Here is a 25,363-nt window from a genome sequence, read left to right as displayed (position 1 = left end):
CCGGCCCCATGACCTACGTGCAGCAGCGAGACGGCGACGGGCGCAAAGACCTCCGGTATCCGGCGGCGCCCGAGCCGCTCGCCGTGCCCGTGTACGACAACCACGCGCACCTCGAGATCCTCGACGGCGACCAGCCGCTGTCGCTGACCGAGCAGCTCGATCGGGCCGAGGCGGTCGGCATCGCCGGTGTGGTGCAGGCCTCGGGCGACATCGAGTCGTCGCGGTGGGCGGTCGAGGCCGCGGCATCCGACCCTCGCGTGCTCGCGGCGGTGGCGATCCATCCGAACGATGCGCCCGCCTATGCCGAGGCCGGGCGCCTCGGCGGGGTCGGCCTCGACGAGGCGATCGCGGTGATCGACGAGCTCGCAGCACACCCGCGCACGCGGGCGATCGGCGAGACCGGGCTCGACTTCTTCCGCACGGAGCCCGAGCGCAGGGGAGCCCAGTTCGAGTCGTTCGAGGCCCACATCTCGCTCGCCAAGACGCACGGCATCGCGATGCAGATCCACGATCGCGACGCCCATGATGCGGTTCTCGAGACCTTGCACCGGGTCGGGGCGCCGGAGCGCACCGTGTTCCACTGCTTCTCGGGCGATGACACGATGGCCAGGATCTGCGCGGATTCCGGCTACCACCTGTCGTTCGCGGGCAACGTCACGTTCAAGAACGCGCAGAACCTGCGGGATGCGCTGAAGGTGACGCCGCTCGATCGCATCCTCGTCGAGACCGACGCGCCGTTCCTCACGCCGACCCCGCTGCGCGGTCGACCGAATGCGCCCTATCTGGTGCCGATCACCGTGCGCTTCATGGCGGCGGAACTCGGCATCGAGGTCGACGAGCTGTCCGCACAGATCGCCGAGAACACGCTGCGGGTCTACGGCTCGTTCGTCTGAGTCTCGTTCAGCGACTGATCGACCGGTGCTGCGCTGACGATCTGCGAGATCGGCTTCCAGACCAGCGCCAGCGTGAGCGCGGCGCCGACGAACGCGAACCACCAGGGCGCGGTGAGTCCCCACACCTGCGCGATCACGCCACCCAGCGCCTGTCCGATCACCATGCCGCCGAACACTCCGACCATGTTGACCGAGGCGACTCGGCCCTGCAGCTCGGCCGGCACGAGGCGTTGTCGCACCGTGGTCGAGATCGTGCCCCAGACGAAGGCGTACGCCCCGAAGACGAACATGATCACCAGCGCGACCCACCCTGTGGAGGTGAGGGCGAACGCGAGGTGCATCAGCACCTCCAGCGACAGCACGACCCGCATGAGCGTCGCGAAGGACACATGCCGCTCCAGCCATCCGAAGCACAGCGTGGCGAGGATCCCGCCCACCGCGGACGCCGTGGTGAGGGCGCCGTACCCGACCGCGCCCATGTGCAAATGCTCGGTGGCGTAGAGCACGAGCACGCCCCACGGCGCCGCCCAGGTGACGTTGAAGACGAGGATGATCAGCACCAGCATCCGCACCGGAGGGTTCTTCCACAGCCAGCGCAGGCCCTCGCCGATGTCGGTGTGCACGTGCGATCTCTCGCCCTCGCCCTCGCCTTCGCCGGCGGAGCGCGGAGGTACGGGCGTCGCCGCCATGCGCGAGATGAGGACGACCGCGAGGAGCACGCAGACGATCTCGAGCAGGAACGGCCAGGCCGTGCCCGCGGCGAACAGGAACGCGCCCAGCGGAGGCCCCGCGAACTGGTTCGCGACGAGGTATCCGGCCTGCAGCCGGGCATTGCCGATGCCGAGGTCCGACGGCGCCACGAGCATCGGCAGCAGCGTGCTCCCCGCCGTGTCGACGAACACCTCGGCGGTGCCGTACAGGAAGGCGACCGCGAGCACGATCCAGATGTTCGCCGTGCCGGTCAGCAGGAAGGCGCAGAGCCCTGCGAGCACCACGGCCCGCGCGGCGTTGGCGAACATCACCAGGCGTCGACGGTCGAACCGGTCGGCGATCGCCCCGGCGTGCAGGCCGAACAGCAGCCACGGCAGGAACTGCAGGATGGCGCCCGCGGCGACCAGGATCGGCGACGACGTCATCGACGCGATGAGCAGGGGAGCGGCCGCGAGGGCGACACCGTCTCCGACGTTGCTCGTCCATGATGACGCGAGCAGCCAGCGGAAATCCCTGCCCATGCGCCGGGGTGCGATCAGTTCACCGAGGGAGGGCATCACAGAAGACTACTGAGGGCGGGGGACATCGAGGGAGTGGGGGAGAATGGGACGATGACAGTCACCCTGCTCGGCGCCACCGAGATCCGCCGACTCGCCGCCGAGCTCGATGTCACCCCGACCAAGAAGCTCGGACAGAACTTCGTCGTCGACGCGAACACGGTCCGCAAGATCGTGCATGCGGCGCGGGTGCGGCCGGGGGAGCGGGTCGTCGAGGTCGGGCCTGGTCTCGGATCCCTCACGCTCGCGATCCTCGAGGCCGGGGCGTCTGTGACCGCCGTCGAGATCGATCACCGGCTGGCCGCGCGACTGTCGCAGACCGTCGTCGAGCACGGCGTGCCGGCCGAGATGCTCACGGTCGTCGACGCCGACGCGCTGCGCATCACCGAGCTGCCGGGCGAGCCCACCGTGCTCGTGGCGAACCTGCCGTACAATGTCTCGGTCCCCGTACTGCTGCACTTCCTCGAGAACTTCTCGTACCTGAAGCGCGGGGTCGTGATGGTGCAGGCCGAGGTCGCCGAGCGACTGGCCGCGAAGCCCGGCTCGAAGATCTACGGCTCGCCGAGCGTCAAGGCGGCCTGGTACGGCGAATGGAAGCTCTCCGGCACCGTGTCGCGCCAAGTCTTCTGGCCCGTGCCCAACGTCGACAGCCTCCTCGTCGGATTCGACCGGTCGGAGGGCGAGCGTGGCACGGAGGACGAGCGCCGTCGCACGTTCCGGATCGTGGATGCCGCGTTCAACCAGCGGCGCAAGATGCTGCGGCAGGCGCTGTCCGGTCTGTTCGGCAGCTCGGCTGCGGCCTCCGAGGTGCTGATCGCGGCGGGCGTGGCCCCGACCGCACGCGGCGAGGACCTCACGGTCGAGGACTATCACCGTGTTGCGCAGCAGGTCGCTCGGATCGAAGACGCCGTCGTCACCGACTAATCTGGCACCGTGACCGACTCTCCCCGCTTCCGTCCGAACATCCCCGAGCTGCACCGGCCGTATGCGGCCGACGAGAGCCGCTACCAGCAGTTCGAGTACCGCCAGGTGGGCACGTCGGGTCTGTTCCTGCCGCCCATCTCGCTCGGCCTGTGGTGGAACTTCGGCGACAACATCCCGCTCGACAACCAGCGCGCGCTGCTGCGCCATGCGTTCGACCGCGGCATCACGCACTTCGACCTCGCGAACAACTACGGCCCGCCCTACGGCTCCGCCGAGAAGAACTTCGGCAGGATCTTCGCCGAGGACTTCCGTCCCTACCGCGACGAGCTGATCATCTCGTCGAAGGCGGGCTGGGACATGTGGCCGGGTCCGTACGGCGACTTCGCGAGCCGCAAGTACATCCTGGCCAGCGCCGAGCAGTCGCTGACCCGCATGGGGCTCGACCACGTCGACATCTTCTACTCGCACCGCGCTGACCCGGTGACCCCGATCGCCGAGACGGTCGGCGCCCTCGACACGCTCGTGCGTCAGGGCAAGGCCCTGTACGTCGGGATCTCGTCGTACAGCGCCGAGCGCACGGCCGAGGCGGTCGCCGTCGCGACCGAGCTCGGCACTCCGCTCGTGATCCACCAGCCGGCCTACTCGATCCTCAACCGCTGGATCGAGGACGGGCTGACCGACACCCTCGAGCAGTCCGGGGTCGGCGCGATCGCCTTCACCCCGCTCGCGCAGGGCCTCCTCACCGACAAGTACCTCGGCGACGGCACGGCGTCGCGTGCGCAGAAGCGCGGGTCGCTTCCCGAGGCGCCGCTGTCGGATGCCGCGGTGCAGACGCTGCGCTCCCTGAACGACGTCGCGACGGAGCGCGGGCAGTCGCTCGCCCAGCTCGCGCTGCAGTGGACGCTGCGCAACCCGGTCGTCGCCTCGGCCCTCGTCGGCGCCTCGCGCCCCGAGCAGCTCGACGAGAACATCGCCGCCGTGAACGGCCCCGACTTCACCGACGCGCAGCTCGCCCGCATCGACGAGGCCGCAGGATCCATCGACGTCGACCTGTGGGCGTCGTCCACGGAGCTGTGACGGGACGACCCTGATGAGCACCGCCGCCCCCGTCGATTCGGTCCGCGTCCGCGCACCGGGCAAGATCAACGTCTACCTCGGCGTGGGTGGCCGGCATGACGACGGCTACCACGCGCTGGCGACGGTGTTCCAGGCGGTGTCGCTGTACGAGGACGTGATCGCCCGGCACGCCGACGACTTCTCGATCACGGTGTCGGGGCTCGAGGATCCGAGCACGGTGCCGCGCGACGACCGCAATCTCGCGATGCGCGCGGCCAAGCTGCTGGCGACCGCGGCCGAGTACGACGGCGGGGTGGCGCTGGAGATCCGCAAGAGCGTGCCGGTCGCCGGAGGCATGGGCGGGGGATCGGCCGACGCGGCGGCGGCGCTGGTCGCCTGCGACGCGCTCTGGGGTACCGGCTTCTCGACCGCGCGGCTGCATGAGCTCGCCGCGCGTCTGGGGGCCGACGTGCCGTTCGCCCTGCACGGCGGCACGGCCGTCGGCACCGGTCGAGGCGACCAGCTGAATCCCGCGCTGGCCCGTGGCCGCTTCGACTGGGTGCTCGTGCAGAGCGACGAGGGGCTCTCGACGCCCGTCGTGTACGCCAGGCTCGATGCCCTGCGTGACGACGAGGGGGCCCTCGCCGACGACCCGCCGCTGTCGTTGGAGGTGCCGGCCCCCGTGCTGCAGGCGCTGCGGTCGGGGGATCCCGAGCTGCTGTCGGAGAGCATCTACAACGACCTGCAGGAGGCCGCGCTGTACGAACGGCCCGATCTCGAGAACGTCATCCTGCACGGCATCCACGCCGGTGCTCTGCAGGGGATCGTGTCGGGTTCCGGGCCGACGGTCGCTCTGCTCTGCGCCGGTCCCGAGGACGCGCACGACGTGCAGTCCGCGCTGCGCGCCCACGGTCTCGAGACCCTGCACGTGCACGGGCCGGTCCCGGGCGCCCGCATCATCTCCTGACCCCGGTCTCGACCCCGGTCCTGAGCCCGGATGCCGGAAAGGTGCGCTCGGCATGCCTTCCCGTCATAATGAGTGAGGATGTGACCGTGCACATACGAGGAGGTCTGTGATGTCGACCCCCTCTGAGCGCGCCCGCATGCCCAGCATCCGTGACGTCGCTCGCCTGGCCGGCGTCTCGCACCAGACCGTCTCGCGGGTGCTGAACGATCACCCCAGCATCCGGCCGGAGACGAAGGCCAAGGTGCTCGACGCGATCTCGGTGCTCGACTATCGCCCCAACCTCGCGGCGCGCGCGCTCGTGACCAGCAAGTCCAACATGCTGGGGATCCTGTCGGCGACGGTGGGGGAGTTCGGGCCCACCTCGTCGATCGTCGGCATCGAGGATGCCGCACGCGAGGAAGGGTACTCGGTCTCGACCCTGAACCTGTCGGCGACCACGCCCGAGGCGATCGGCAGCGCGCTGCGTCAGCTGGCTCGCGAGCAGGTCGACGGCATCGTCGTGCTCGCGCCTCAGGTACGCGCCTTCCATGTCCTGCGGGGCATGTCGGCGGACATCCCGTTCGTCTCGCTGCAGACGGCGTCCGGGTCCGACGGGGTGAGCCTGTCCGCCGATCAGGTCGCCGGCGCACGCACCGCGACGGAGCACCTCATCGGCCTCGGCCACAGCGACATCATCCATATCGCCGGTCCGCAGGACTGGATCGAGGCGGAGTCGCGCATGCGCGGATACCTCGATGCGCTGCGCGAGGCCGACCTGCCGACCTTCCCGCCGATCCGCGGCGACTGGACCGCGGACTTCGGGTACTTCGCCGGCCAGGAGCTGTCGCGGCGACGGGATTTCACCGCCGTCTTCGTCGCCAACGACCAGATGGCGATCGGACTCATGCACGGATTCCGGGACTCGGGCATCCGCGTCCCCGAGGACGTGAGCGTGGTCGGGTTCGACGACATCCCGGTGGCGGCGCACGTGGCGCCCACGCTCAGCACGGTGCACCAGGACTTCCCCGAGCTCGGGCGACGCGCGGTGCGCATCCTGCTCGCACAGATCCGGGGTGAGGCCGTGCCGGAGTTCGGGTCGCTGCAGACCACGCTGCGCACGAGGGAATCCTCCGCGCCTCGGTAGAGCCACAATTTCGTCTGTGGTCTTGACACGGCTTCGGCGAGCGTAGACTATGTAATCCAATGTGAACGGTCACATAGAAGGTGACCGCCCGTCGCGAGGAAGATCTTGTGAGCACCACAGCAACGTTGCCGGTCGTGTCAGGCCCCATCCTGGAGATGCGCAGCATCACCAAGGAATTCCCGGGTGTCAAAGCGCTGTCGGATGTATCCATCACCGTCCGAGCCGGCGAGATCCATGCGATCTGCGGCGAGAACGGCGCCGGCAAGTCGACCCTGATGAAGGTCCTCTCCGGCGTGTACCCCTACGGCTCGTACGACGGGGACATCCTGTTGTACGGCGAGGAGCAGCGCTACCGCGACATCGCGGCCAGCGAAGCGGCCGGAATCGCGATCATCCACCAGGAACTGGCGCTGATCCCCGAGCTCTCCATCACCGAGAACATCTTCCTCGGCAACGAGATCCGCAGCTTCGGACGCATCGACTGGCAGGCGCAGCGTCAGCGCACGATCGAGCTGCTGGCGCGCGTGGGCTTGAAGGAAGACCCCGACGTGCCGATCAAGACCCTCGGTGTCGGCAAGCAGCAGCTCATCGAGATCGCCAAGGCGCTCAACAAGGACGTCAAGCTGCTGATCCTCGACGAGCCGACCGCCGCGCTCAACGAGAACGACTCGCAGCACCTGCTCGACCTGATCCTCGGGCTGAAGTCCAAGGGGATCTCGTCGATCATGATCAGCCACAAGCTCAACGAGATCGAGCAGATCGCCGACGAGATCACGATCATCCGCGACGGACGCACGGTCGAGACCCTCGACATCTCCCGCGGGGAGATCAACGAGGACCGCATCATCCGCGGCATGGTCGGCCGTTCGCTCGAGAGCCGCTACCCCGACCGCACCCCCGAGATCGGCGAGGTGTTCTTCGAGGTCAAGGACTGGTGGGTCCAGCATCCGACCGTCTCGGAGCGCATGGTCGTGAAGGGCTCGAACCTCGACGTCCGTCGTGGCGAGGTGGTCGGCATCGCCGGTCTCATGGGCGCAGGGCGCACCGAGTTCATGATGAGCCTCTTCGGTCGCTCCTACGGGACGTTCCTCGGCGGTCAGGTGTTCAAGGACGGGCAGGAGATTTCCATGCCCGACGTCTCCTCGGCCATCAAGCACGGTCTCGCGTACGTCAGTGAGGATCGCAAGGTGCTGGGCCTGAACCTGCTCGACACCATCAAGCGCTCTGTCGTGGCGGCGAAGCTGTCGAAGATCTCCCGTCGCGGCGTCGTCGACGAGCGCGAGGAGTTCTCGGTCGCCGAGCGCTACCGCAAGGCGCTGCGCATCAAGGCGCCGAGCGTCGAAGAGGGCGTCGGCAAGCTGTCGGGCGGAAACCAGCAGAAGGTCGTGCTGGCGAAGTGGATGTTCACCGACCCCGACCTGCTGATCCTCGACGAGCCGACCCGCGGCATCGACGTGGGCGCCAAATACGAGATCTACGCGATCATCAACGAGCTCGCCTCCCAGGGCAAGGGCGTCATCGTCATCTCGAGCGAGCTGCCCGAACTGCTCGGCATCTCCGACCGCATCTACACCGTCTTCGAAGGTCGGGTCACCGACTGCATCCCGGCCGACCAGGCGACACCCGAGGCGCTCATGCGCAGCATGACCTCCGCGAACCAGAAAGCATCCGCATGACCACCGACCTCACGACAACGAAGCGCGGCTTCCACTTCGGCGACATCCGCAAGATGTTCGGGGGCAACGGCACCTCGTCGCTGCGCCAGTTCGGCATCCTCGGCAGCCTGATCGTCATCATCGCGCTCTTCGAGATCCTCACGCTACTGCGCAACGGTCCGAACGGTGCGACGCTGACGTCGGGCAACCTGATCAACGTCATCAACCAGTACTCGTTCATCCTGATCCTCGCGATCGGCATGGTGATGGTGATCATCATGGGCCACATCGACCTGTCGGTCGGGTCGGTGGCCGCGTTCACCGGCATCGTCGTCGCGAAGGCGATGGCGGACTGGGACCTCCCCTGGCCGCTCGCGATCCTCCTCGGACTCGGCGTCGGTGCCCTCGTGGGAGCGTGGCAGGGATTCTGGGTGGCCTATGTCGGGGTGCCGGCGTTCATCGTGACCCTCGCCGGCATGCTGTTCTTCCGTGGAGCGCAGCAGTGGATCGGTGACGCGCAGACGATCCCGGTGCCCAAGGGCTTCCAGGTCATCGGCACGGGATATCTTCCCGAGGTCGGCCTGCCGCTGAATTTCAACGTCCTCACCATGCTGCTCGCCCTGCTCGCCGTGGCGTGGCTGGTCTTCTGGGAGATCCGCACCCGTCGCATCCAGCACAAGATGGGCTCCGACAGCGCCCCGGTCTGGGTGAGCGTCGTCAAGGTCGTGCTGCTCTCGGTCGTCGTGCTCGCCGCTGCCTGGATGTTCGCGACCGGCCGCCCCGGCACGAGCTTCCCGGTGCCGGGCCTCATCCTGCTCGCGCTCGTCATCATCTACTCGTTCGTCACGCGCAACACCGTGTTCGGCCGTCACATCTACGCCGTCGGCGGCAACCGCCAGGCCGCGCGCCTGTCGGGTGTGAAGGATCGCTGGGTCGACTTCTTCGTCATGATGAACATGTCGATGATGGCCGCACTCGCCGGAATGATCTTCGTCGCCCGTTCGCAGGCCTCCGGCCCGAACGACGGCACTGGCTGGGAGCTCGACGCTATCGCGTCGGTCTTCATCGGTGGCGCCGCGGTGGCCGGTGGTATCGGCACCGTGGTCGGTTCGATCATCGGTGGTCTGGTGATGGCGTTCCTCAACAACGGCCTCGCCCTGCTCGGTCAGGGTTCCGATGTCGTGTCCATGATCAAGGGCCTCGTGCTCCTGCTCGCTGTGGGCATCGACGTCTGGAACAAGCAGCAGGGTCGCCCGTCGCTCATCGGCTTCATGATGCGTCGCTCCGCCCGCCAGCAGGATCCGGCGACCGCGACCTTCGAGCCCAACAAGACCTACCAAGCCCCACCCGTCGACAAGACGAGCGGAAAGTAAGCGGACGCACACGCGCAGTGCTCGCGCGCCGAGTCCGTCACACCACAGAGAAAGAGATCACATGAAGAAGATCATCGTCACAGCGACAGCGCTCGTCGCGACGGCTGCCTTCGCACTCACGGGTTGCTCCGCTGAGCGTGGCGGCGGAACCGACACGGGATCCGGCGACGAGGCCGCAGCGGGCTTCGAGGCAGGATCCACGATCGGTGTCGCGCTTCCCGACAAGACCAGTGAGAACTGGGTCCTCGCGGGCAAGCTGTTCACGGACGGCCTGAAGGAGGCCGGCTTCAAGGCCGACGTCCAGTACGCTCCTGCGAGCAACACGGTCGCCGAGCAGCAGAACCAGATCCAGGCCATGGTCACCAACGGTGCCAAGGTCATCATCATCGGCGCGAAGGACGGCAAGCAGCTGGCCACGCAGGTGCAGGCCGCGAAGGATGCCGGCGCCTACGTCATCGCCTACGACCGTCTCATCGAGAACACCGAGGCCGTCGACTACTACGCCGCGTTCGACAACTTCAAGGTCGGCAACCTGCAGGGCCAGGCCCTGCTCGACGGTCTCGCCGAGCGCGCCGGTCACGAGGCTCCGTACAACGTGGAGCTCTTCTCGGGCTCGCCGGATGACGCCAACTCGGCGGTCTTCTTCGACGGTGCCATGGAGGTCCTGCAGCCGAAGATCGACGACGGCACGCTGAAGGTCGTCTCGGGTCAGACCGAGATCGCGCAGACGGCGACCGACGGCTGGCTGCCCGAGAACGCGCAGAACCGCATGGACACGATCCTGACCTCGTCGTACAGCGGCGACACGGTGCTCGACGGCGTCCTGTCGCCGAACGACACCCTTGCTCGCGCCATCATCACCTCGGTGCAGCAGGCCGGCAAGCCCGTTCCGGTCGTCACCGGACAGGACTCCGAGGTCGAGTCGGTGAAGTCGATCATGGAGGGCATCCAGTACTCCACGATCAACAAGGACACCACGCTCCTCGTCGAGCAGGCCATCAAGATGGTCGGCCAGCTCCAGAAGGGCGAGAAGGTCGACGTCAACGACACCGAGTCGTACGACAACGGCGCGAAGGTCGTTCCGGCCTACCTGCTCGACCCGGTGATCGTCACCAAGGAGAACGCCGCTGAGGCGTACGCGAACGTTCCGAGCCTGCTCGAGATCGTGAAGTCGTACCAGTAAGCGACGTCGCTCCGACACGCAGGGGAGCCGTCCGGACCTTCGGGTCCGGGCGGCTCTTCTGCGTCGTGTTGCGCGGTTCAGGACCGCGCGGGCTGTTCGCGATCGCGTGTGGTGCTCAGCATCCGGCGGCCGCGGGGTGCTCGAGGCAGGTGTGGGCGACGAGAGCGGTGCGCGCTTCGAGGATGTGGATCTCCCGGGCGGGGCCGTCGGTGGTGAGCTGCCCGTCGATCGGGAACCATCCGCTCCCGAGGTCGACTTCGGCCGCGTAGCGGACGTCGACGTCGGCCAGGTAGGTGCCGCGGTTCCGGTAGGTGTGGCTCGTCGGCGTGGGGGTGAACTGCGCCTGACCCAACACCGCCCATGTCTGTCCGGCGGCGTCGAGGGTGGCGGTGCTGCCGTCACCGTAACGGTAGTCGTACGCGACGGGGGTGAACCGCACCGTGATCGGGACGCCCAGGATCGTGCCGGTGCGCGTCTGCTCCGCTGCGACCGCGATGAAGTTGGTCGGCATTCCGGCGATGCCGATGTCGCCCGGCTCGGCCGCGGTGGTGGTCGCCTGCGGCGCGAACTGCTCGAGGTCGCTGATCGTGATCGATGGGACGACCCCCACAGTGGGAAGGACGGGGGCTGTCGCGCAGTTGCCGACCCGTGAGCCCAGGGGGCTGCACAGGTCGGAGGGAGTTCGCCGACTCGGATCCGCCGGGGGATCGGCGTCGCCGCGGTCGGAGGCGGAGTCGTCCGTGCTCGTGCCCGGTCGCTCCTGGGTTCCGGTGATCGTGAGGGTGGTGCCGTCATTGGCGACACCGCATCCCCCGGTCGCCAGCGCTGAGTCGGAACAACCTGTCGAGCCCGTCGCGGCAGGTAGGAGCGTTAGAACCGCCACAGCCAGCACCGCGGTCAGCACGGGATCTCCGGATTGACCTCGTAATCAGAGATCAGCAACAGTTCACTGTTGCCGCTGAACTCGACGTCGAGACCATAGATGTCACTGCGCCCGGTGGCGGTCACGTCATTGCCTTCGGCATCGATGGCCCGCACGTTCCTGATATCGACACAAACGCGGGCGACCACCCTCGAGACCGCGACTCCCGTGTCAGCAGAGACGCCCGAAAATTCCATCACCTGCGTTGGCCCCTCCAAGTGGATGTGGGATTCTGCGAGAGTCTGTGACGTGGCGGTCTCGGCAGCGAGGATCTTGCCCGTCAGAAACTTCTCCGGCGCGAGCGTCTGTTGGGTCTCGCGAGCATCATTGACCGCTTCGTTGTATGCCATGTATGCCTCCTCAGCCGCCGCGAATGCCTCCTTCTCGGTGGCGAAGACCGCTGTCGGGGTGGGCGTCGGTGCGGAGCGGGGAGTGCATCCGACCAGCGCTCCGGTCGCGACTGCCACCGTGCCCAGTGCCACGAGGATGAGGGTGCGCGCACGCGCAGGTCTGAGAATCATCCGGCCAAAGTAGCCCGTATGTCCGGCGGGCCGTCAGGGTTATCCACAGCCGTCGAGGTGGAGGAATCCACGGCAGGGCGCTCATCAGAACCGCCGACACCGGACGGCGTCTGCGGATGGTGTCTGCGGGTGGCGTCCGTGTTGTGATCTGCGGCGTTCAGCAGCCCACGGCGGCGGGGCGCTCGAGGCAGGTGTGGGCGACGAGAGCGGTGCGGGCGCTGAGGATGCGGATGTTCTGGGCGCGGCCGCGGCTGGTGAGTTCGCCGGTGATCGGCTGCCATCCGCCGCCGAGATCGACCTCCGCCGCGTAGCGGACATCGACGGCTGCAGGATAGATCCCTGGCGTGCGATAGGTGTGGCTGGTCGGGGTGGGGGTGAACTGCGCCTGACCCAGTGCCTCCCAGGTCTGACCTGCAGCGTCGAGGGTGGCGGTGCTGCCGTCACCGTAGGTGTAGTCGTAGCCGGCGGGTGTGAATCTCACGCGGAGCGGCATGCCGAGCAGCTCCCCGCCTCGGATGTGGACCTCGGCAGCGGCGACGAAGTTCGTGGGCAGGCCGGCGATGCCGACGTTGCCGGGCTCCGCGACGGTGCGTGTCGGCTCGGGAGCGAACTGGACGAGATCCGAGATGGTGATGGCGGGGATGCCGGGCGCCTGCGGCGCCGTCTCCGGAGCGCCGGGTGTGGGCAGTTCTCGGGCGCAGCGCGTGGTTCCCTGATCATCCATGCACTCCGCGAACCTGATCGCCTCGTCACTGGGTCCCGATCGCGTGCCGGGGGAGTTCGGCGAGCCGGGTGCGGTCGGTGTGCTGGGGTCGGTCGAGCCGGTCCCGGGTCGCTCTCGCGTCCCGCTGATCGTGAGCGAAGACCCGTCGGTGGAGCCACAGAGACCCATCGCTTCCAATGCTGCGGCGCAACTTGTTGGCCTTGTCGGGCCGGAATGAACAACAGCTCCGAGGCCCAGCAGCAGAGAAAGTGACACTGCCGTAATCCGGTTCAGCATGACGTCTCCTCGGCTGATGCCTCATCTGAGATGAGAACTCCCTCGGGTGCGCCCGTGAATGTCACTTGTTGCGCCACGATCTCCCCGCGCTCGGAGGGCGTGACGTCGTCACCACTCGCATTGATCACTCTGACCTGCGACACGTCGACACACACAAGCCCCGATACCGTCGCTGCCTGGCTACCTGCCCGGAACTCGACGCCCTGAAAGGACCTGACAGTTGCATTCCCTATTGACTCGAGCCCCCATTCGACGAGCGAGTTCATCGCTTCGATATCTCCTTCGAGTGCGGCTCCGGTCAGGTACTGCTGAGGGTCAGCGGTGACATCTCCCTGCCGACGGGCGTTCAGCGCATCGTTGTACGCCCGGTAGACCCTCTCGGCTGCGGCGAAGGCATCCGCCTCGTCGGTGAAAGCGGGCGTCGGGGTGGGTGCTGGGCTCGGCCCCGGCGAGCATCCGGCGGCGGCGATGATCAATGCTCCGGCGATCGCCGCCGCAACGATCCGACTGAGGGGGTGGGGCGTGGTGCAGCGGAAGGCGGCAGCGGCAGCAGGAACTCTCAAGGACGACATCGCGCCACCGTAATCAAAGACGCGCCTTCGCCGTTCCGGTTATCCACAGCCCGGCGGATTCTCTGTCAGAACGGCGAGTCTCCGTCAGAAGGGCGAGTCTCTGTCAGAAGGGCGCGACGGCATCCGCCGAGTCACGGAACGTCACCGTGTTCGGCGCCGGAGGCGTGTCGACATATATCCGGCCGGTCGGGCTCGTCCACTCGATGACGCCGCCCGATTTCTGCTCGACATGCCACGGTGAGTTGTGCTTGAGCACGTGATGTCGACGGCAGAACGTCGCCAGATTCGTTTCGCAGGTGGCGCCGCCCGCCGATGCGGCGTGGTTGTGATCGAGGTCGCACTTGCGGGCTGCGATCCCGCACCCGGGGAAGCGACATCGACCGTCGCGGGCGCGCAGGTGCCGCCGGAGATGTTCGCTCGGCCGGTATCGATCGACCACCAAGACCCGACCGTTGACAGGATGCGTCATCACTCGCTCCCACCCGGTCGCGAGTCCGGCGAACCGGCGTGCAGTGTCGATGTCGATCGGGATGGCCCCGTCGAGCTCTGCAGGAGGAGAGAAGTCGCCGGGATCCGCGGTAGAGGCGCTGGATCCGGCAGCAGAGTCATCGGCGCCGGTCCCTGCGCCCGCGGCGGCATCGCCGGAGATCAGTGTCATCACGGGAACGGTGATCTCGACGCGCCCTCGGATCGAACCGAGCAGCGCGTCATGGCTGTCGTGGCCCGTGGGTGTGCCGCCGAGCACCAGATCGGCGAGCAGATCGGCGCGGATCTCGTCGACCGATCGGTCATCGGCGTCGTGCTCCTGACCCTCGCGGACGGCATCCCGCTTCGCGCGGCGGTTCTCGTCGCGCAGGGTATGCGCCATCTGCGAGAGCCGATCGAGCATTCCGTGGACCAGTGCGGCCGGAGCGTGCGCGTGCAGCGCCGCCATGCCGTCGTCTTCGTCGGTCATCCAGACTCGTCTCTGCGCCCGGGCCGTTCGATGCCGTTCGGTCACCGTCGACGGGGCGAACCGCTCTGCCATGCGGCGCGCGAGTGCGCGAAGGCGGTTGGGGGAATCGGTCTCGGCCAGCGGCAGCACGATCGCCGCGAAGGCCTCGCGTGCGCTCGACGACTCGAGGTGTGCGCCCGCGTCGACGATCACCCGGGAGTGGGCAGCGCTGATACGCCCCTTCGCCTGCGCCTCCCAGACGGTGGGGAAGAGGTCGACGAGCATGCCCGCCGCGGTCATCCGTCGTTCGATCGTCCTGTCGCTGACGTGCTGGACCGCGGCGATCTCTGCGGCGATCATCGTGACCGACTGGTCGCCGCCGTCGGGGTGCTCGCCCTGCTTCGCGATGTCGATCGCCAGCCTCCCGGCCATCGCCAACAGCCCGTCGCGAGCGGCCGTCATGCTGCTCAACGTCGACTCGGCGATCTCGAGCGTCGTCACCAGATCGGCGAGAGCCGCCATCTGGGAATCGGTCGCATCGAGCACTGCGTTCATGCCTCCATCCTACCCCGCGCACCTCCGTACATTCGAACAAAGATGCGATATATGCCGGTACGATGATCAACGCCGAAGGCCTTCGCCATGGCACACTGACCGGATGCTCCTGCACGTGGACGAGTCGGGCGTCGGCCCTCGGACCGTCGTGCTCCTGCACGGCATGATGGGCTCAGGGGAGAGCTGGCACCGCGTCGTGCCACGGCTCACGGCGCGGGGGTATCGGGTGTTCGCGCTCGATCTTCCCGGCCACGGCCGGTCTGCGCGTGATCCGCACCTCACGATCGAGACCGCGGCTACATCGGTGGTCGAGACGGTGCGAAGCCGGGCGACGGACGCTCCGGTGATCGCCGTCGGCCACTCCTACGGTGCGACCGTGCTCGCACAGGCGGCCGCCTCGCTCCGCCCGGCTCTCGCCGTGTATGTCGACGCCGCGCTGTCGCTCTCCGGAGGAGCGGATCGTGCGAGCCTCGTCGATGCCTATGAGAAGGACCGCAGAGCGCGGTCGTCGCCCGAGGCGCTGCGGACCGCCCGACCGTTCTACTCCGCCGCGGATGCCGAGGTCGAGGCCCGCGCGGCGGCGCGCTTCGACCCGGAGACCATGGCATCCGTGTCCTGCGGGGACGACCGCGAGTGGGCACCGGGCCCGGCGTCGATCCTGGTCCGTGCAGATCCGAGTGCCTGGGTCTCCGACGATGACGCGCGCAGGTTCGCTCGACAGGGCGGTGAGGTCCGGAGCATCCCCGGGGCCGCGCACACCATCTGGTACAGCCACTTCGACGAGTTCACGGCCGTGCTCCCCGAACTCTTCGGGTGATCGTGCCTCCCGGTCTCCACCGCGCTCGGCGTCGCGGTGCGCTAGTCCCAGAGCGGATCGTCGGGATCGGGGGAGTCCGTGCCGTCGGCGTCGGTCATGATGCGCGCGTCAGCGATCCACGACGTCAGAGGGTCGGCGTGGAGATAATGAGATCGCGGTGCGTCGAGGAGATCGGGTGTGGTCGCGATGTCGAGCGGCTCGTCGCTCGCGAAGATGACGACGTTGCCGAGTGGCCCTTCGTCGTCTTCCGGCTCGGCGTCGAGAACGACGGCGACGTGATCGAACACGGAGCGCAGGGTGGCCGCCTGTCGCCGTGAATACTCGAAGGGATGCCCATCGAGCAGGTTCACTGCGACGACCCCTGTCGCCGCGGAGCGCGCGGCGACCCGGCGGTAGAACTCCTGACTGGCCACGCGATGCCGGATGACGGCGGCATCCCAGAGGTCGACGACCGTGAAGCGCGCGTCCACCCACTCGGCGGCGACGGCGGTGCTGCCCGTCGGGGCGGCGCCGAGTCCGCGAGACGGAAGCGACGGCACCGTCGATGCCTCCTCGCCCGGAAGCCCGGCGTCTGCGACGGTCCGCGCATCGCCGAAGACGACTCGTACGTCGGAGCCGGGAGGCAGGGGCAGCGCGTCGACCACCGCCGTGTAGAGCGTGGGCTCGAACTCGACGACGATCTGGGGTGATCCGGCACGCGTCGCCTCGACGTAGCGTGCCATCGTGAGTGCTCCGGCTCCGAGATGCACCGTGAACAGCGGCGCTCCGGGCTCAGCGGCGGCATCCATCGCGCGGGCGATGTGCCGGGTGTACGCGTACTCGAGGTCGGTGGGCTCGACGATGGAGACGACGGACTGCGGAATGCCGTCCACGCTGAGTTCGAAGCGACCGGGTCGCTTTCTCGACTGCACCAGCTTCGCCTTGCGATCGTCTAATGAGAGCGAGAACACCCGGCGTTTCCATGGCACCCGTCGAGTTTAGGGGCAGAGCGGCCGAGAGGCGGAGGGCCGAGGGGCGGGCAGACGCCCAGCCGGGACAACTACCCTGGAGAGGACATGGCACATCTTCTCGGGGCAGAGGCCCTTCATCTCGAATATCCGACAAGGGTCGTCTTCGACTCCGTGACCCTGGGCATCGAAGAGGGTGACCGCATCGGCATCGTCGGCCGCAACGGCGACGGCAAGTCCAGCCTGCTCGGCATGCTCGCCGGCATCAAGCAGCCGAACGCCGGTCGCGTCACGGTGCGCGGAGGGACGACGATCGGCGTGCTCGATCAGGCCGACACCCTCAGCGACGACCTGACGATCGCCGAGGCCGTCGTCGGCGACACCCCCGAGTACGAGTGGGCCGGCGACGCCCGCACCCGCGACGTGATCGAGGGGCTGCTCAAGGATCTGGCCTGGGATGCCGAGATCGGCTCGCTCAGTGGAGGCCAGCGCCGACGTGTGTCGCTCGCCAAACTGCTGACCGGCGACTGGGACGTCATCGCCCTCGACGAGCCCACCAACCACCTCGACGTCGAGGCCATCACCTGGCTCGCGGGACACCTCAAGAAGCGCTGGTCCGCGAACTCCGGGGCCCTCATGGTCGTGACCCACGACCGGTGGTTCCTCGACGAGATCTGCACCGAGACCTGGGAGGTGCACGACCGCATCGTCGAGCCCTTCGAGGGCGGCTACGCGGCGTACATCCTGCAGAGGGTGGAGCGCGACCGGATGGCCGCGGCGACCGAGGCCAAACGGCAGAACCTCGCCACCAAGGAGCTCGCCTGGCTGCGTCGCGGTGCGCCCGCGCGCACGGCGAAGCCGAAGTTCCGCATCGAGGCCGCCAACGAGCTCATCGCCGATGTGCCGGAGATCCGCGACAAGGTCTCGCTGCAGTCGCTCGCGGTGTCCCGTCTCGGCAAGGACGTCGTCGATCTGCTCGACGTCGGAGTGACCTACCCGACCGTCGACGGCGGCACGCGGGAGGTGCTCCGCGACGTCGAGTGGCGCATCGCGCCGGGGGAGCGCACCGGCATCCTCGGGGTGAACGGTGCGGGCAAGTCGACCCTGCTCGGACTCATCGCCGGCACCGTGGAGCCGACCAGCGGTCGGGTCAAGCAGGGAAAGACCGTGAAGGTGAAGACCCTCACGCAGCGTCTCGACGAGCTCGAGGACGTGCGTCACGAGCCGGTGCGCGTCGTCGTGTCGCGGTTGCGCACCTCGTACACGATGGGTACCGGATCCAAGGCGCAGGAGCTGACGCCCGGCCAGCTGCTCGAGCGGCTCGGCTTCGACTCGGCGCAGCTCTCCACGCCGGTGAAGGATCTCTCCGGTGGCCAGCAGCGCCGCCTGCAGCTGCTGCTCGTGCTCCTCGACCAGCCGAACGTGCTGATCCTCGACGAGCCCACCAACGATCTCGACACCGACATGCTCGCCGCCATCGAGGATCTCCTCGACTCCTGGTCGGGCACCCTGCTCGTCGTGTCGCACGACCGGTACTTCCTCGAGCGCGTCACCGATCAGCAGTTCGCGATCCTCGACGGTCGCCTGCGCCACCTGCCGGGCGGCGTCGACGAATATCTCCGGCTGCGCCTGCTGCAGACCTCTGCACCGAGCAGGTCGCAGACGGCCGTCAACACGGAGAAGAAGACGCCGAGCCTCGACGGTGCCGCGCTGCGCTCCGCACAGAAAGAGGTGTCGTCGCTGGAGCGGCGCATCCAGAAGCTGACGCAGCAGGTCGACAAGGCGAAGCAGGCCCTCGCGGATCACGACCAGGCCGACTTCGCGGGCCTCGGCGAGAAGATGAAGACGATCGGCGAGCAGCAGGCCGAGATCGAGGAGCTCGAGCTCCGCTGGTTCGAGCTGAGCGAGGAGCTCGACTGATCCGACCCTCGCCATCCGGCCCCGGTGGGAATACGGTGGCACTGCGGTGCGCTGTGCTCTGGGCGGGGTTCGATGCCATCCGGGATCGCACAGTGTGATCCTGCGGCACCCGGGAGGTTCAGATGGAAGGACTCGAGGTCACCGTCCTGATCGGACTCACGATCCTCGTGGGAACGCTGCTCGCGCCGCGGGTGCGGCTGGCGCTGCCGCTCGTGCTCGTCATCCTCGGCCTGGCGCTCGGCTTCGTGCCGCAGCTGCGTGAGATCCAGCTCCCGCCCGAGACCGTGCTGCTGCTGTTCCTGCCGGTGATGCTGTTCTGGGAGAGCCTGACGACGTCATTGCGCTCCATCCGTCGCGACTTCCGCTACATCCTCCCCATGAGCACTCTGCTCGTCGTCGCATCCGCGTTCGCCGTCGCCGGGGTCGGGATGCTGTTCGGGATGCCGTGGGAGACCGCCCTGATCCTCGGCGCCGCCGTCGCGCCGCCGGATGCGACGGCTGTGGCCGCCCTCGGACGGCTGCTGCCGAAACGCCTGTTCATGAAGCTCAAGGCGGAGAGCCTCACCAACGACGGCACCGCACTGGTGCTCTACGCCATCGCGATCTCGCTCGCACTCGGCGGCAACGTGACCCCGCTGTCGGTGACGATGTCGGTGCTCACGTCCTACGTCGGAGGCGTTGCCGCCGGTGTGGTGATCGCCGCCCTCGGCTACCTGCTGCTCCGTCGCTCCTCCTCGACGACCGTCATCAACGTCACCCTGCTGCTGGTCCCGTTCTCGGCCTTCCTGCTGGCCGAGATCGTGCACGCGTCCGGCGTTCTCGCCGTGGTGGTGGCCGGACTCATCGTCGCCTACGTGTCGCCGAGGGTCACGACGGCCTCGTCGCGTCGTCAGGTCGCCGCGGCGTGGCCGTTCGGCGTCTTCCTGCTCAACGGCGCGCTCTTCGTGCTGATCGGACTCGAGGTGCAGTTCGTCGCGCATGAGATCTCGGCGGCCGCCATCGGACGGCTGGTGCTGATCACGCTCGCCGTCTGGGTGTCGCTGCTGGTCGTGCGCTACCTCTTCCAGGTCATGAACGCACCGTTCCAGCGCCGCAACACGGTGCGCCCCTCCCGCGGCGCGAGGGCGCGCTCGATGGCGGTGTCGACCGTCGCCGGCATGAGAGGTGCCGTCTCGCTGGCGATCGCCCTGTCGGTGCCGGTCGCCAGCTCCACCGAGGGGGAGATCGCCGGGCGCGATGAGATCGTCTTCGTGACTGCCGGGGTCATCCTCCTGAGCCTGCTCGTTCAGGCACCCCTGCTGCCGGCGATCGTCCGCTGGGCGAGATTCCCGGTGGACCACGCAGAGGACGAGGAGTACGAGCTCGCGGAGCGGACCATCTCGGGAGCCGCCCTCGCGGCGCTGGACGATCTCGCGGTCGAGCACGGCATCGGGCAGGAGATCCGCGACAAGGTGCGCGCCGAGGGCTATCAGATGCTCGAGTTCTCGAACGCACGGGCTCTCGCACGCGAGCAGGCCATCGTGGACGCCGAGGCGGAGGCGCTCGACGTGATGCTGGGGGAGCCGGACCCGCTGGGCGCTGACGAGCAGATCGACGGCGGGGCGGATGACGCGTCGCCGCGCCTCCGGGTGCCTGACCCCCGACCTGCCGGCGACACGTCGGCCGACGGCGCGTCGGCGGACGGCGAGGTCAGGACTCTGCAGATGCTCGCGACCTCGGTCGACGTCGACGTGATGCAGCGCTCGCCGCTGCTGCGCCACGAGGAGCACACGAGGCTCAAGCTGGCGCTGCTCGACCGCAAGCGGGAAGTGCTGCTCGGGCTGCGCAGAGACGGCACGGTCGACGACCTGGTGGTGCGCCGCATCTCCGCCCGGCTCGACCTGGAGCAGGTCCGTCTGCAGGGCATCGAGGAGTACGACTGAGAGCTGTGACGCCGTGTGACACTCGATTGTCGCGCACGGCATCGCGCTGCCTAACGTATTCGAGTCCCCCAAGAGAGGAACCCGAACACTCATGTCCATCACCGCATCCCGTCGGACCACATCCGTCATCGCCGCGCTCGCCGCGGTCCCGCTCTTCGTCGCGCTCGCAGGCTGCGCGACGGCATCCTCCGACGCCGGCTCCGGCGGGGGTGACTCCGCGGACGAGACCGTCAAGATCGGCATCGTCGGCAAGGGCGACCCGCAGTGGGCCCCTTTCGTCGAGGCGGCGGCCGACGAGGGCATCACGGTCGAGCTCGTCGACTTCGGCTCGTACGAGCAGGTGAACCCCGCTCTGTCCGAGGGCGAGATCGACGTCAACCAGTTCCAGCACATCGTGTACCTCGCCGAGTACAACAGCGCCTCGGGATCCGACCTGACGCCGATCGGATCCACCGCGATCTACCCGCTGGGTCTGTACTCGAGCAAGTACGACGACGTCGACGACATCCCCAAGGGTGAGACCGTCGCCGTTCCGGACGACGCCTCGAACCAGGCGCGCGCTCTTCTCGTGCTGCAGTCGGCCGGTCTCATCGAGCTCAAGAGCGGCGGATCGATCGTCTCCGACCTCGCCGACGTCGACACCGACAAGTCCAAGGTCAAGGTCACCGCCCTCGAGGCGGCGCTGATCCCCACGTCGCTGCCCGATGTCGCCGCCGCGATCATCAACAACGACTTCGTCAAGGACGCGGGCCTCACCTTCGACGACGCGATCGCCCAGGACGACCCGGAGGACCCCAACGCGCTGCCGTACGTGAACATCTTCGCGACGCGTGCGGAGGATGCCGACAACGAGACGTACCTGAAGCTCGTCGAGATCTTCCAGACGAACAAGGACGTGCAGGCCGGTCTGATCGAGTCGTCTGGTGACACCGCTGTGCCGGTGCAGACCCCGGCCGAAGACCTCGTCGCCTCGCTGAAGAAGGTCCAGGAGGACACCGAGGCCACGAAGTAGGACGATCGGGTGCCAGGCACCCCGTCCGATGAGGCAGAATCGGGTGGCGCTTCGTGCGTCACCCGATTCTTCGTTCCCGAAGCAGACCGGAGCACCGCATGCCGATCGTCACCCTGACGAACGTCTCGAAGACCTACCCCTCCCGCACCCGTGACGATGCGGAGGTCGTGGCCGTCGACGACGTCACCCTCTCGATCGAGAAGGGAGATGTCTTCGGCATCATCGGATACTCCGGCGCCGGCAAGTCGACCCTCGTCCGGCTGATCAACGCGCTCGAACCCGCGACGAGCGGGACCATCACGGTCGACGACGTGGACATCACCTCCCTCCGTGAGAGCGAGCTGCGCAAGGTCCGCGGCGGGATCGGCATGATCTTCCAGCAGTTCAACCTGTTCGCCTCACGCAGTGTCAAGGCGAACATCGCGTACCCGCTCAAGCTCGCCGGCTGGTCGAAGGCCGACATCGAGACCAGAGTCACCGAATTGCTCAGCTTCGTCGGCCTCGCCGACAAGGCCAAGGCCTACCCCGAGCAGCTCTCGGGCGGTCAGAAGCAGCGCGTCGGCATCGCCCGCGCACTCGCCACCGGCCCCGCGATCCTCCTCGCCGATGAGGCCACCAGTGCCCTGGACCCGCAGACCACGCACGAGGTGCTGGATCTGCTGAAGCGGGTGAACAAGGAGCAGGGCGTCACGATCGTCGTCATCACGCACGAGATGGACGTCATCCAGACCATCGCGACCAAGGTCGCTGTCATGGAGAACGGGCGGGTCATCGAGCAGGGCGACGTCTTCGACGTCTTTTCCGCCCCGCAGAACCCCGCCTCGCAGCGGTTCGTCGGCACGGTCGTCAAGGGCATCCCGTCGCCGTCCGAGCTCGGCGTGCTGCGCGACCGCCACCGTGGCCGCCTCGTCACGTTCTCGTTCCGCGACGGCGATTCCTCTCAGGCGCAGGTCTTCCTCGACCTCGCCGGCGCGGGACTCGACTTCGAACTCGTCTACGGCGGTATCAACGACATCCGAGGTCGAGCCTTCGGGCACCTCACGCTCGCGATCCGGGGTGACGACGCCATGATCGACCGCACACTCGCCGACATCGCCCAGCGCGTCGAAGTCACCGAGATCGCCGGAGAGGAGGCACGCTGATGGATCGTCTGAACGAATTGTGGCCCGAGCTGTGGAAGTCCGCGCTCGAGACCCTCTACATGACGACGTTCGCGCTCGTCCTCGGTGGCATACTCGGCCTCGCGATCGGGGTCGTCCTCTACGTCTCCCGACCAGGCGGTCTCGCGCAGAACCGCGCCGTCGCGATCATCGCGAACCTCGGAGTCAACTTCTTCCGGCCGATCCCGTTCGTGCTCTTCGTGGCGGTCTCCCAGCCGCTGGCTCGTGTCGTGGTCGGAACGGGCATCGGCACGACCGCCGGGGCCTTCATGATCGCCCTCGCCGCGGCTTTCGCGATCGGACGCATCGTCGAGCAGCATCTCGTCTCGGTCTCGCCCGGCGTCATCGAGGCGGCTCGGGCGATGGGCGCGGGTCCCTGGCGCATCCTCTTCACCGTCGCCATCCCCGAGTCGCTGGGGCCGCTCATCCTCGGCTACACGTTCATCGTCGTCGCCCTCATCGACATGACAGCCATGGCGGGGCTGATCGGCGGCGGCGGACTCGGAGCGTTCGCCCAGATCTACGGGTTCCGGCAGTTCGAGCCGGTCGTGATGTGGACCGCGATCGTGCTGATCGTCGTGTTCGTGCACCTCGTGCAGATGCTCGGCACGCGCCTGGCGCGCAAGATCATGCGCCGCTGACGGGCGCTTCCTGCAGCGTGCGCGTCGTGGAGAACATCCGCGGCGCGCCGCTCAGTGGATCGACGAAGTGCAGTTCGCGCGCGAGCAGCTGCATGGGGTGGTCGAAGTCGTCGGGGCGCTCGCCCCGCAGCTCCGGATAGAACGGATCGTTCAGGATGCCGAGGCCGAGAGCCGCGAGGTGCACCCGCAGCTGATGCATCTTGCCGCTGTGCGGACGCAGCAGCGTGTGCACGACGCGCTCGTCGGCGTCGATGACCTCGATCGCGGTCTCGGCGTTGGGTTCGCGCTCGTCGTCGACCTGCACCTTCAGCTCGTTGCGGAGCTTCACGATGTGGTTGCGGTAGACCAGGGGGAACCGAGACGCGTCCCAGTCCGCCGGGCGCGCGGAGACCGCCTCGTACACCTTCTGCACCTGTCTGGTCTCGAACAGCAGCTGGTACGGGCCCCTCGTGGCCGGACGCGCCGAGAACATGAGCACTCCGGCGGTCGCGCGGTCCAGACGGTGGATGGGGGCGAGCTCGTCGTTGCCGAGCAGATTGCGCAGGCGGATGAGAGCGGAGTTCTGCAGGAACTTGCCACCGGGGATGGTCGGCAGGAAGTGCGGCTTGTCGACGACCACCAGGTCGTCGTCCTGATGCAGGACCTCGATCTCCACCGGGAGCCGGGTCTCCACGGGAGGATCGCGGTAGTACCAGATGAACTCCTCTACGCCCAGGGGAGTGTCCCTGGCGAGAGGAGTGCCGTCGCGGGCCACGATCTCACCGCGATCGAAGCGGCTCAGCAGGCCTTCGGGATCGAGGTGGAAGAAGCGGTCGATCATGTACGCGCCCACCGTCGGCCATTCGCCGGTCATCGGCACGTGCAGACGCGTGGCGCCGACGCCGTCGCGCACCGGAAGAGGGGAGAGCATGGCCATGTCGTCAGCGCCTCACGCGTCGACGCTGAGACTGAGCTTGCGCAGCAGACCGGCCAGCCGGTCACGATCCGCACGCGACAGCGCCTGCAGCAGGTCGTCCTCGACGTCGACGAGACGCGTGATCGCGGCATCCACCCGGATCCGTCCGTCATCCGTGAGCGTGACCAGCACGCTGCGGCCGTCGGCGGGATCCGCTTCGCGGCGCACGAACCGGCGCCCGACCAGACGATCGATGCGATTGGTCATGGTGCCGCTCGACACCAAGGTCTGCTGGAGAAGCTGCTTCGGAGAGAGCTGGAACGGCGCGCCCGCCCGCCGCAGTGCGGAGAGCACGTCCCACTCCCAGGATTCGAGATCGCTGCGGCGGAACACGTCCCGACGCGCTCTGTCGAGAAGGCGCGTCAGCCTGTCCATCCGCGAGAGGACCTCGAGGGGCGAGAAATCGAGGTCGGGGCGCTGGGTGTTCCAGGCGCCCACGATCCGGTCAACCTCATCCGCCTCAGTCATCCGTCCATTATCGCGGGTTCGGGTGCGCCGGTCAGTCCGCGTCGAGCCGGATCGTCATGAACGTGCTGTGCGGATCTGCCACGTAGTCGGCGAACGGGCCGCACTCCTCGAACCCCGCGCGGGCGTAGAGCGCGTGCGCGGCTCGGAAGAAGTCCGCACTGCCGGTCTCCAGCGAGACGCGCCGCACGCCACGGCGCCGCGCATCGTCGAGCAGCGCATCGAGCACCGCCCGTCCGAGTCCTTCGCCGCGCCGACCGGGATCCGTGCGCATCGACTTGAGCTCCTCGTGGCCCTCCGAGATCGGGGCGAGGGCTCCGGTCGCCACCAGCAGGTCGCCGTCGCGAAGAGCGAACAGGCGGACGCCGGGCGTCAGCAGACGGTCGAGGGTGAGCGCGTGCTGACTCTCCGGCGGAGCCGTCCCGACCATGTCGGCGTGATGGTCGAGAAGGAATGCGGCGAGGCCGGGCACGGGGCCCTCGACGCGGTCGATCGTGATGCTCATGTCGGAAGCATCTCAGGCCCGTGTTTCGCAGGGATGACGGCGTGGCAGAATTGACGGGCGGTGCCCTCGGGTG

General features: G+C 67.9%; 24 protein-coding genes. 14 read left to right on the top strand and 10 right to left on the bottom strand.

Annotation, left to right across the window (positions count from 1 at the left end; all coding sequences use genetic code 11):
• Positions 1–8: 8 nt before the first annotated feature.
• Complete coding sequence (locus FQ142_RS16915) at positions 9–893, top strand: TatD family hydrolase (protein ID WP_149424261.1); 885 nt, start codon at positions 9–11, stop codon at positions 891–893.
• Here FQ142_RS16915 and FQ142_RS16910 read toward each other — a convergent pair.
• A complete protein-coding gene (locus FQ142_RS16910; protein WP_149424260.1) occupies positions 875–2,161 on the bottom strand; it encodes an MFS transporter in 1,287 nt (428 codons plus the stop codon). The two genes, FQ142_RS16915 and FQ142_RS16910, sit on opposite strands and share 19 nt — an antisense overlap.
• Positions 2,162–2,215: 54 nt before the next feature.
• Between FQ142_RS16910 and rsmA the strand changes: the two genes are divergently transcribed.
• The 7 genes from rsmA to FQ142_RS16875 all read left to right on the top strand — a co-directional run bounded on the left by rsmA (position 2,216) and on the right by FQ142_RS16875 (position 10,442).
• Positions 2,216–3,085 carry a 16S rRNA (adenine(1518)-N(6)/adenine(1519)-N(6))-dimethyltransferase RsmA gene (gene rsmA, locus FQ142_RS16905; protein ID WP_149424259.1) on the top strand — a complete coding sequence of 290 codons (870 nt, stop codon included), beginning with the start codon at positions 2,216–2,218 and terminating at the stop codon, positions 3,083–3,085.
• Positions 3,086–3,094: 9 nt separating this feature from the next.
• Positions 3,095–4,162 carry an aldo/keto reductase gene (locus tag FQ142_RS16900; protein WP_149424258.1) on the top strand — a complete coding sequence of 356 codons (1,068 nt, stop codon included), beginning with the start codon at positions 3,095–3,097 and terminating at the stop codon, positions 4,160–4,162.
• 13 nt (positions 4,163–4,175) lie between these two features.
• The gene (locus FQ142_RS16895; protein ID WP_149424257.1) at positions 4,176–5,108 is read left to right on the top strand and encodes a 4-(cytidine 5'-diphospho)-2-C-methyl-D-erythritol kinase; all 933 of its coding nucleotides are present in this window, start codon (positions 4,176–4,178) and stop codon (positions 5,106–5,108) included.
• Between the two features lie 109 nt (positions 5,109–5,217).
• Positions 5,218–6,231, top strand: coding sequence for a LacI family DNA-binding transcriptional regulator (locus tag FQ142_RS16890; RefSeq protein ID WP_149424256.1), 1,014 nt, complete (start codon positions 5,218–5,220; stop codon positions 6,229–6,231).
• A gap of 155 nt (positions 6,232–6,386) precedes the next feature.
• Positions 6,387–7,907 carry a multiple monosaccharide ABC transporter ATP-binding protein gene (gene mmsA, locus FQ142_RS16885; RefSeq protein ID WP_301285569.1) on the top strand — a complete coding sequence of 507 codons (1,521 nt, stop codon included), beginning with the start codon at positions 6,387–6,389 and terminating at the stop codon, positions 7,905–7,907.
• Positions 7,904–9,259 carry a multiple monosaccharide ABC transporter permease gene (gene mmsB / locus FQ142_RS16880; protein ID WP_056420794.1) on the top strand — a complete coding sequence of 452 codons (1,356 nt, stop codon included), beginning with the start codon at positions 7,904–7,906 and terminating at the stop codon, positions 9,257–9,259. Before mmsA ends, mmsB begins: the two co-directional genes overlap by 4 nt.
• A gap of 61 nt (positions 9,260–9,320) precedes the next feature.
• On the top strand, positions 9,321–10,442 hold the full coding sequence (locus tag FQ142_RS16875; RefSeq protein ID WP_149424255.1) for a sugar-binding protein: 1,122 nt from the start codon (positions 9,321–9,323) through the stop codon (positions 10,440–10,442).
• A 115-nt stretch (positions 10,443–10,557) separates the two neighbouring features.
• Here the strand turns inward: FQ142_RS16875 and FQ142_RS16870 are convergent, their stop codons facing one another.
• The 5 genes from FQ142_RS16870 to FQ142_RS16850 form a co-directional block, all read right to left on the bottom strand.
• Positions 10,558–11,346 (bottom strand): hypothetical protein, encoded by a 789-nt coding sequence (locus FQ142_RS16870; protein ID WP_262492188.1) that lies wholly within the window; start codon positions 11,344–11,346, stop codon positions 10,558–10,560.
• Positions 11,340–11,714 (bottom strand): hypothetical protein, encoded by a 375-nt coding sequence (locus FQ142_RS16865; protein WP_188042463.1) that lies wholly within the window; start codon positions 11,712–11,714, stop codon positions 11,340–11,342. Before FQ142_RS16865 ends, FQ142_RS16870 begins: the two co-directional genes overlap by 7 nt.
• 328 nt (positions 11,715–12,042) lie before the next feature.
• Positions 12,043–12,609, bottom strand: a complete 567-nt coding sequence (locus tag FQ142_RS16860; protein ID WP_149424253.1) for a hypothetical protein — start codon at positions 12,607–12,609, stop codon at positions 12,043–12,045.
• Between the two features lie 269 nt (positions 12,610–12,878).
• The gene (locus FQ142_RS16855) at positions 12,879–13,457 is read right to left on the bottom strand and encodes a hypothetical protein (protein WP_149424252.1); all 579 of its coding nucleotides are present in this window, start codon (positions 13,455–13,457) and stop codon (positions 12,879–12,881) included.
• A 103-nt stretch (positions 13,458–13,560) separates the two neighbouring features.
• A complete protein-coding gene (locus FQ142_RS16850; protein WP_149424251.1) occupies positions 13,561–14,946 on the bottom strand; it encodes an HNH endonuclease signature motif containing protein in 1,386 nt (461 codons plus the stop codon).
• Between the two features lie 103 nt (positions 14,947–15,049).
• Here FQ142_RS16850 and FQ142_RS16845 point away from each other — a divergent pair, with 103 nt between their 5' ends.
• The gene (locus tag FQ142_RS16845; RefSeq protein ID WP_188042462.1) at positions 15,050–15,763 is read left to right on the top strand and encodes an alpha/beta fold hydrolase; all 714 of its coding nucleotides are present in this window, start codon (positions 15,050–15,052) and stop codon (positions 15,761–15,763) included.
• 41 nt (positions 15,764–15,804) lie between these two features.
• Here the strand turns inward: FQ142_RS16845 and FQ142_RS16840 are convergent, their stop codons facing one another.
• Complete coding sequence (locus tag FQ142_RS16840; protein ID WP_149424249.1) at positions 15,805–16,731, bottom strand: spermidine synthase; 927 nt, start codon at positions 16,729–16,731, stop codon at positions 15,805–15,807.
• 87 nt (positions 16,732–16,818) lie between these two features.
• On the opposite strand from FQ142_RS16840, the gene FQ142_RS16835 reads away from it, so the two are divergent.
• The 5 genes from FQ142_RS16835 (at position 16,819) to FQ142_RS16815 (ending at position 23,365) form a co-directional block, all read left to right on the top strand.
• Positions 16,819–18,630 (top strand): ABC-F family ATP-binding cassette domain-containing protein, encoded by a 1,812-nt coding sequence (locus FQ142_RS16835; RefSeq protein ID WP_149424248.1) that lies wholly within the window; start codon positions 16,819–16,821, stop codon positions 18,628–18,630.
• A 122-nt stretch (positions 18,631–18,752) separates the two neighbouring features.
• The gene (locus FQ142_RS16830; RefSeq protein ID WP_149424247.1) at positions 18,753–20,552 is read left to right on the top strand and encodes a Na+/H+ antiporter; all 1,800 of its coding nucleotides are present in this window, start codon (positions 18,753–18,755) and stop codon (positions 20,550–20,552) included.
• Positions 20,553–20,643: 91 nt separating this feature from the next.
• On the top strand, positions 20,644–21,564 hold the full coding sequence (locus FQ142_RS16825; protein WP_149424246.1) for a MetQ/NlpA family ABC transporter substrate-binding protein: 921 nt from the start codon (positions 20,644–20,646) through the stop codon (positions 21,562–21,564).
• A 98-nt stretch (positions 21,565–21,662) separates the two neighbouring features.
• Positions 21,663–22,706, top strand: a complete 1,044-nt coding sequence (locus FQ142_RS16820) for a methionine ABC transporter ATP-binding protein (RefSeq protein ID WP_149424245.1) — start codon at positions 21,663–21,665, stop codon at positions 22,704–22,706.
• Positions 22,706–23,365, top strand: a complete 660-nt coding sequence (locus FQ142_RS16815) for a methionine ABC transporter permease (RefSeq protein ID WP_056420830.1) — start codon at positions 22,706–22,708, stop codon at positions 23,363–23,365. Before FQ142_RS16820 ends, FQ142_RS16815 begins: the two co-directional genes overlap by 1 nt.
• Here the strand turns inward: FQ142_RS16815 and FQ142_RS16810 are convergent.
• The 3 genes from FQ142_RS16810 to FQ142_RS16800 are packed head-to-tail and all read right to left on the bottom strand — an operon-like array spanning position 23,352 to position 25,290.
• Positions 23,352–24,275, bottom strand: coding sequence for a pseudouridine synthase (locus FQ142_RS16810; RefSeq protein WP_223145311.1), 924 nt, complete (start codon positions 24,273–24,275; stop codon positions 23,352–23,354). The two genes, FQ142_RS16815 and FQ142_RS16810, sit on opposite strands and share 14 nt — an antisense overlap.
• Before the next feature lie 18 nt (positions 24,276–24,293).
• Positions 24,294–24,788: a MarR family winged helix-turn-helix transcriptional regulator gene (locus tag FQ142_RS16805; protein ID WP_056420837.1), complete on the bottom strand. Its 495-nt coding sequence runs from the start codon at positions 24,786–24,788 to the stop codon at positions 24,294–24,296.
• A 31-nt stretch (positions 24,789–24,819) separates the two neighbouring features.
• Positions 24,820–25,290, bottom strand: coding sequence for a GNAT family N-acetyltransferase (locus tag FQ142_RS16800; protein ID WP_149424243.1), 471 nt, complete (start codon positions 25,288–25,290; stop codon positions 24,820–24,822).
• Positions 25,291–25,363: the final 73 nt, after the last annotated feature.

This window comes from Microbacterium sp. ANT_H45B (assembly GCF_008369345.1).
Lineage (GTDB): Bacteria > Actinomycetota > Actinomycetes > Actinomycetales > Microbacteriaceae > Microbacterium.
This window is presented reverse-complemented; position numbering and strand designations above follow the sequence as displayed.

Bases quoted from the DNA above. Each gene is read 5' to 3' on its own strand.
- FQ142_RS16820 (WP_149424245.1), top strand. From the start codon at position 21,663: ATGCCGATCGTCACCCTGACGAACGTCTCGAAGACCTACCCCTCCCGC.
- FQ142_RS16815 (WP_056420830.1), top strand. From the start codon at position 22,706: ATGGATCGTCTGAACGAATTGTGGCCCGAGCTGTGGAAGTCCGCGCTC.
- FQ142_RS16895 (WP_149424257.1), top strand. From the start codon at position 4,176: ATGAGCACCGCCGCCCCCGTCGATTCGGTCCGCGTCCGCGCACCGGGC.
- FQ142_RS16845 (WP_188042462.1), top strand. From the start codon at position 15,050: ATGCTCCTGCACGTGGACGAGTCGGGCGTCGGCCCTCGGACCGTCGTG.
- FQ142_RS16800 (WP_149424243.1), bottom strand. From the start codon at position 25,290: ATGAGCATCACGATCGACCGCGTCGAGGGCCCCGTGCCCGGCCTCGCC.
- FQ142_RS16850 (WP_149424251.1), bottom strand. From the start codon at position 14,946: ATGAACGCAGTGCTCGATGCGACCGATTCCCAGATGGCGGCTCTCGCC.
- FQ142_RS16810 (WP_223145311.1), bottom strand. From the start codon at position 24,275: ATGCTCTCCCCTCTTCCGGTGCGCGACGGCGTCGGCGCCACGCGTCTG.
- FQ142_RS16890 (WP_149424256.1), top strand. From the start codon at position 5,218: ATGTCGACCCCCTCTGAGCGCGCCCGCATGCCCAGCATCCGTGACGTC.
- FQ142_RS16875 (WP_149424255.1), top strand. From the start codon at position 9,321: ATGAAGAAGATCATCGTCACAGCGACAGCGCTCGTCGCGACGGCTGCC.
- FQ142_RS16825 (WP_149424246.1), top strand. From the start codon at position 20,644: ATGTCCATCACCGCATCCCGTCGGACCACATCCGTCATCGCCGCGCTC.
- FQ142_RS16915 (WP_149424261.1), top strand. From the start codon at position 9: ATGACCTACGTGCAGCAGCGAGACGGCGACGGGCGCAAAGACCTCCGG.
- FQ142_RS16860 (WP_149424253.1), bottom strand. From the start codon at position 12,609: ATGGATGATCAGGGAACCACGCGCTGCGCCCGAGAACTGCCCACACCC.
- FQ142_RS16855 (WP_149424252.1), bottom strand. From the start codon at position 13,457: ATGTCGTCCTTGAGAGTTCCTGCTGCCGCTGCCGCCTTCCGCTGCACC.
- rsmA (WP_149424259.1), top strand. From the start codon at position 2,216: ATGACAGTCACCCTGCTCGGCGCCACCGAGATCCGCCGACTCGCCGCC.
- FQ142_RS16865 (WP_188042463.1), bottom strand. From the start codon at position 11,714: ATGGCATACAACGAAGCGGTCAATGATGCTCGCGAGACCCAACAGACG.
- FQ142_RS16910 (WP_149424260.1), bottom strand. From the start codon at position 2,161: ATGCCCTCCCTCGGTGAACTGATCGCACCCCGGCGCATGGGCAGGGAT.
- mmsB (WP_056420794.1), top strand. From the start codon at position 7,904: ATGACCACCGACCTCACGACAACGAAGCGCGGCTTCCACTTCGGCGAC.
- FQ142_RS16835 (WP_149424248.1), top strand. From the start codon at position 16,819: ATGGCACATCTTCTCGGGGCAGAGGCCCTTCATCTCGAATATCCGACA.
- mmsA (WP_301285569.1), top strand. From the start codon at position 6,387: ATGCGCAGCATCACCAAGGAATTCCCGGGTGTCAAAGCGCTGTCGGAT.
- FQ142_RS16805 (WP_056420837.1), bottom strand. From the start codon at position 24,788: ATGACTGAGGCGGATGAGGTTGACCGGATCGTGGGCGCCTGGAACACC.
- FQ142_RS16830 (WP_149424247.1), top strand. From the start codon at position 18,753: ATGGAAGGACTCGAGGTCACCGTCCTGATCGGACTCACGATCCTCGTG.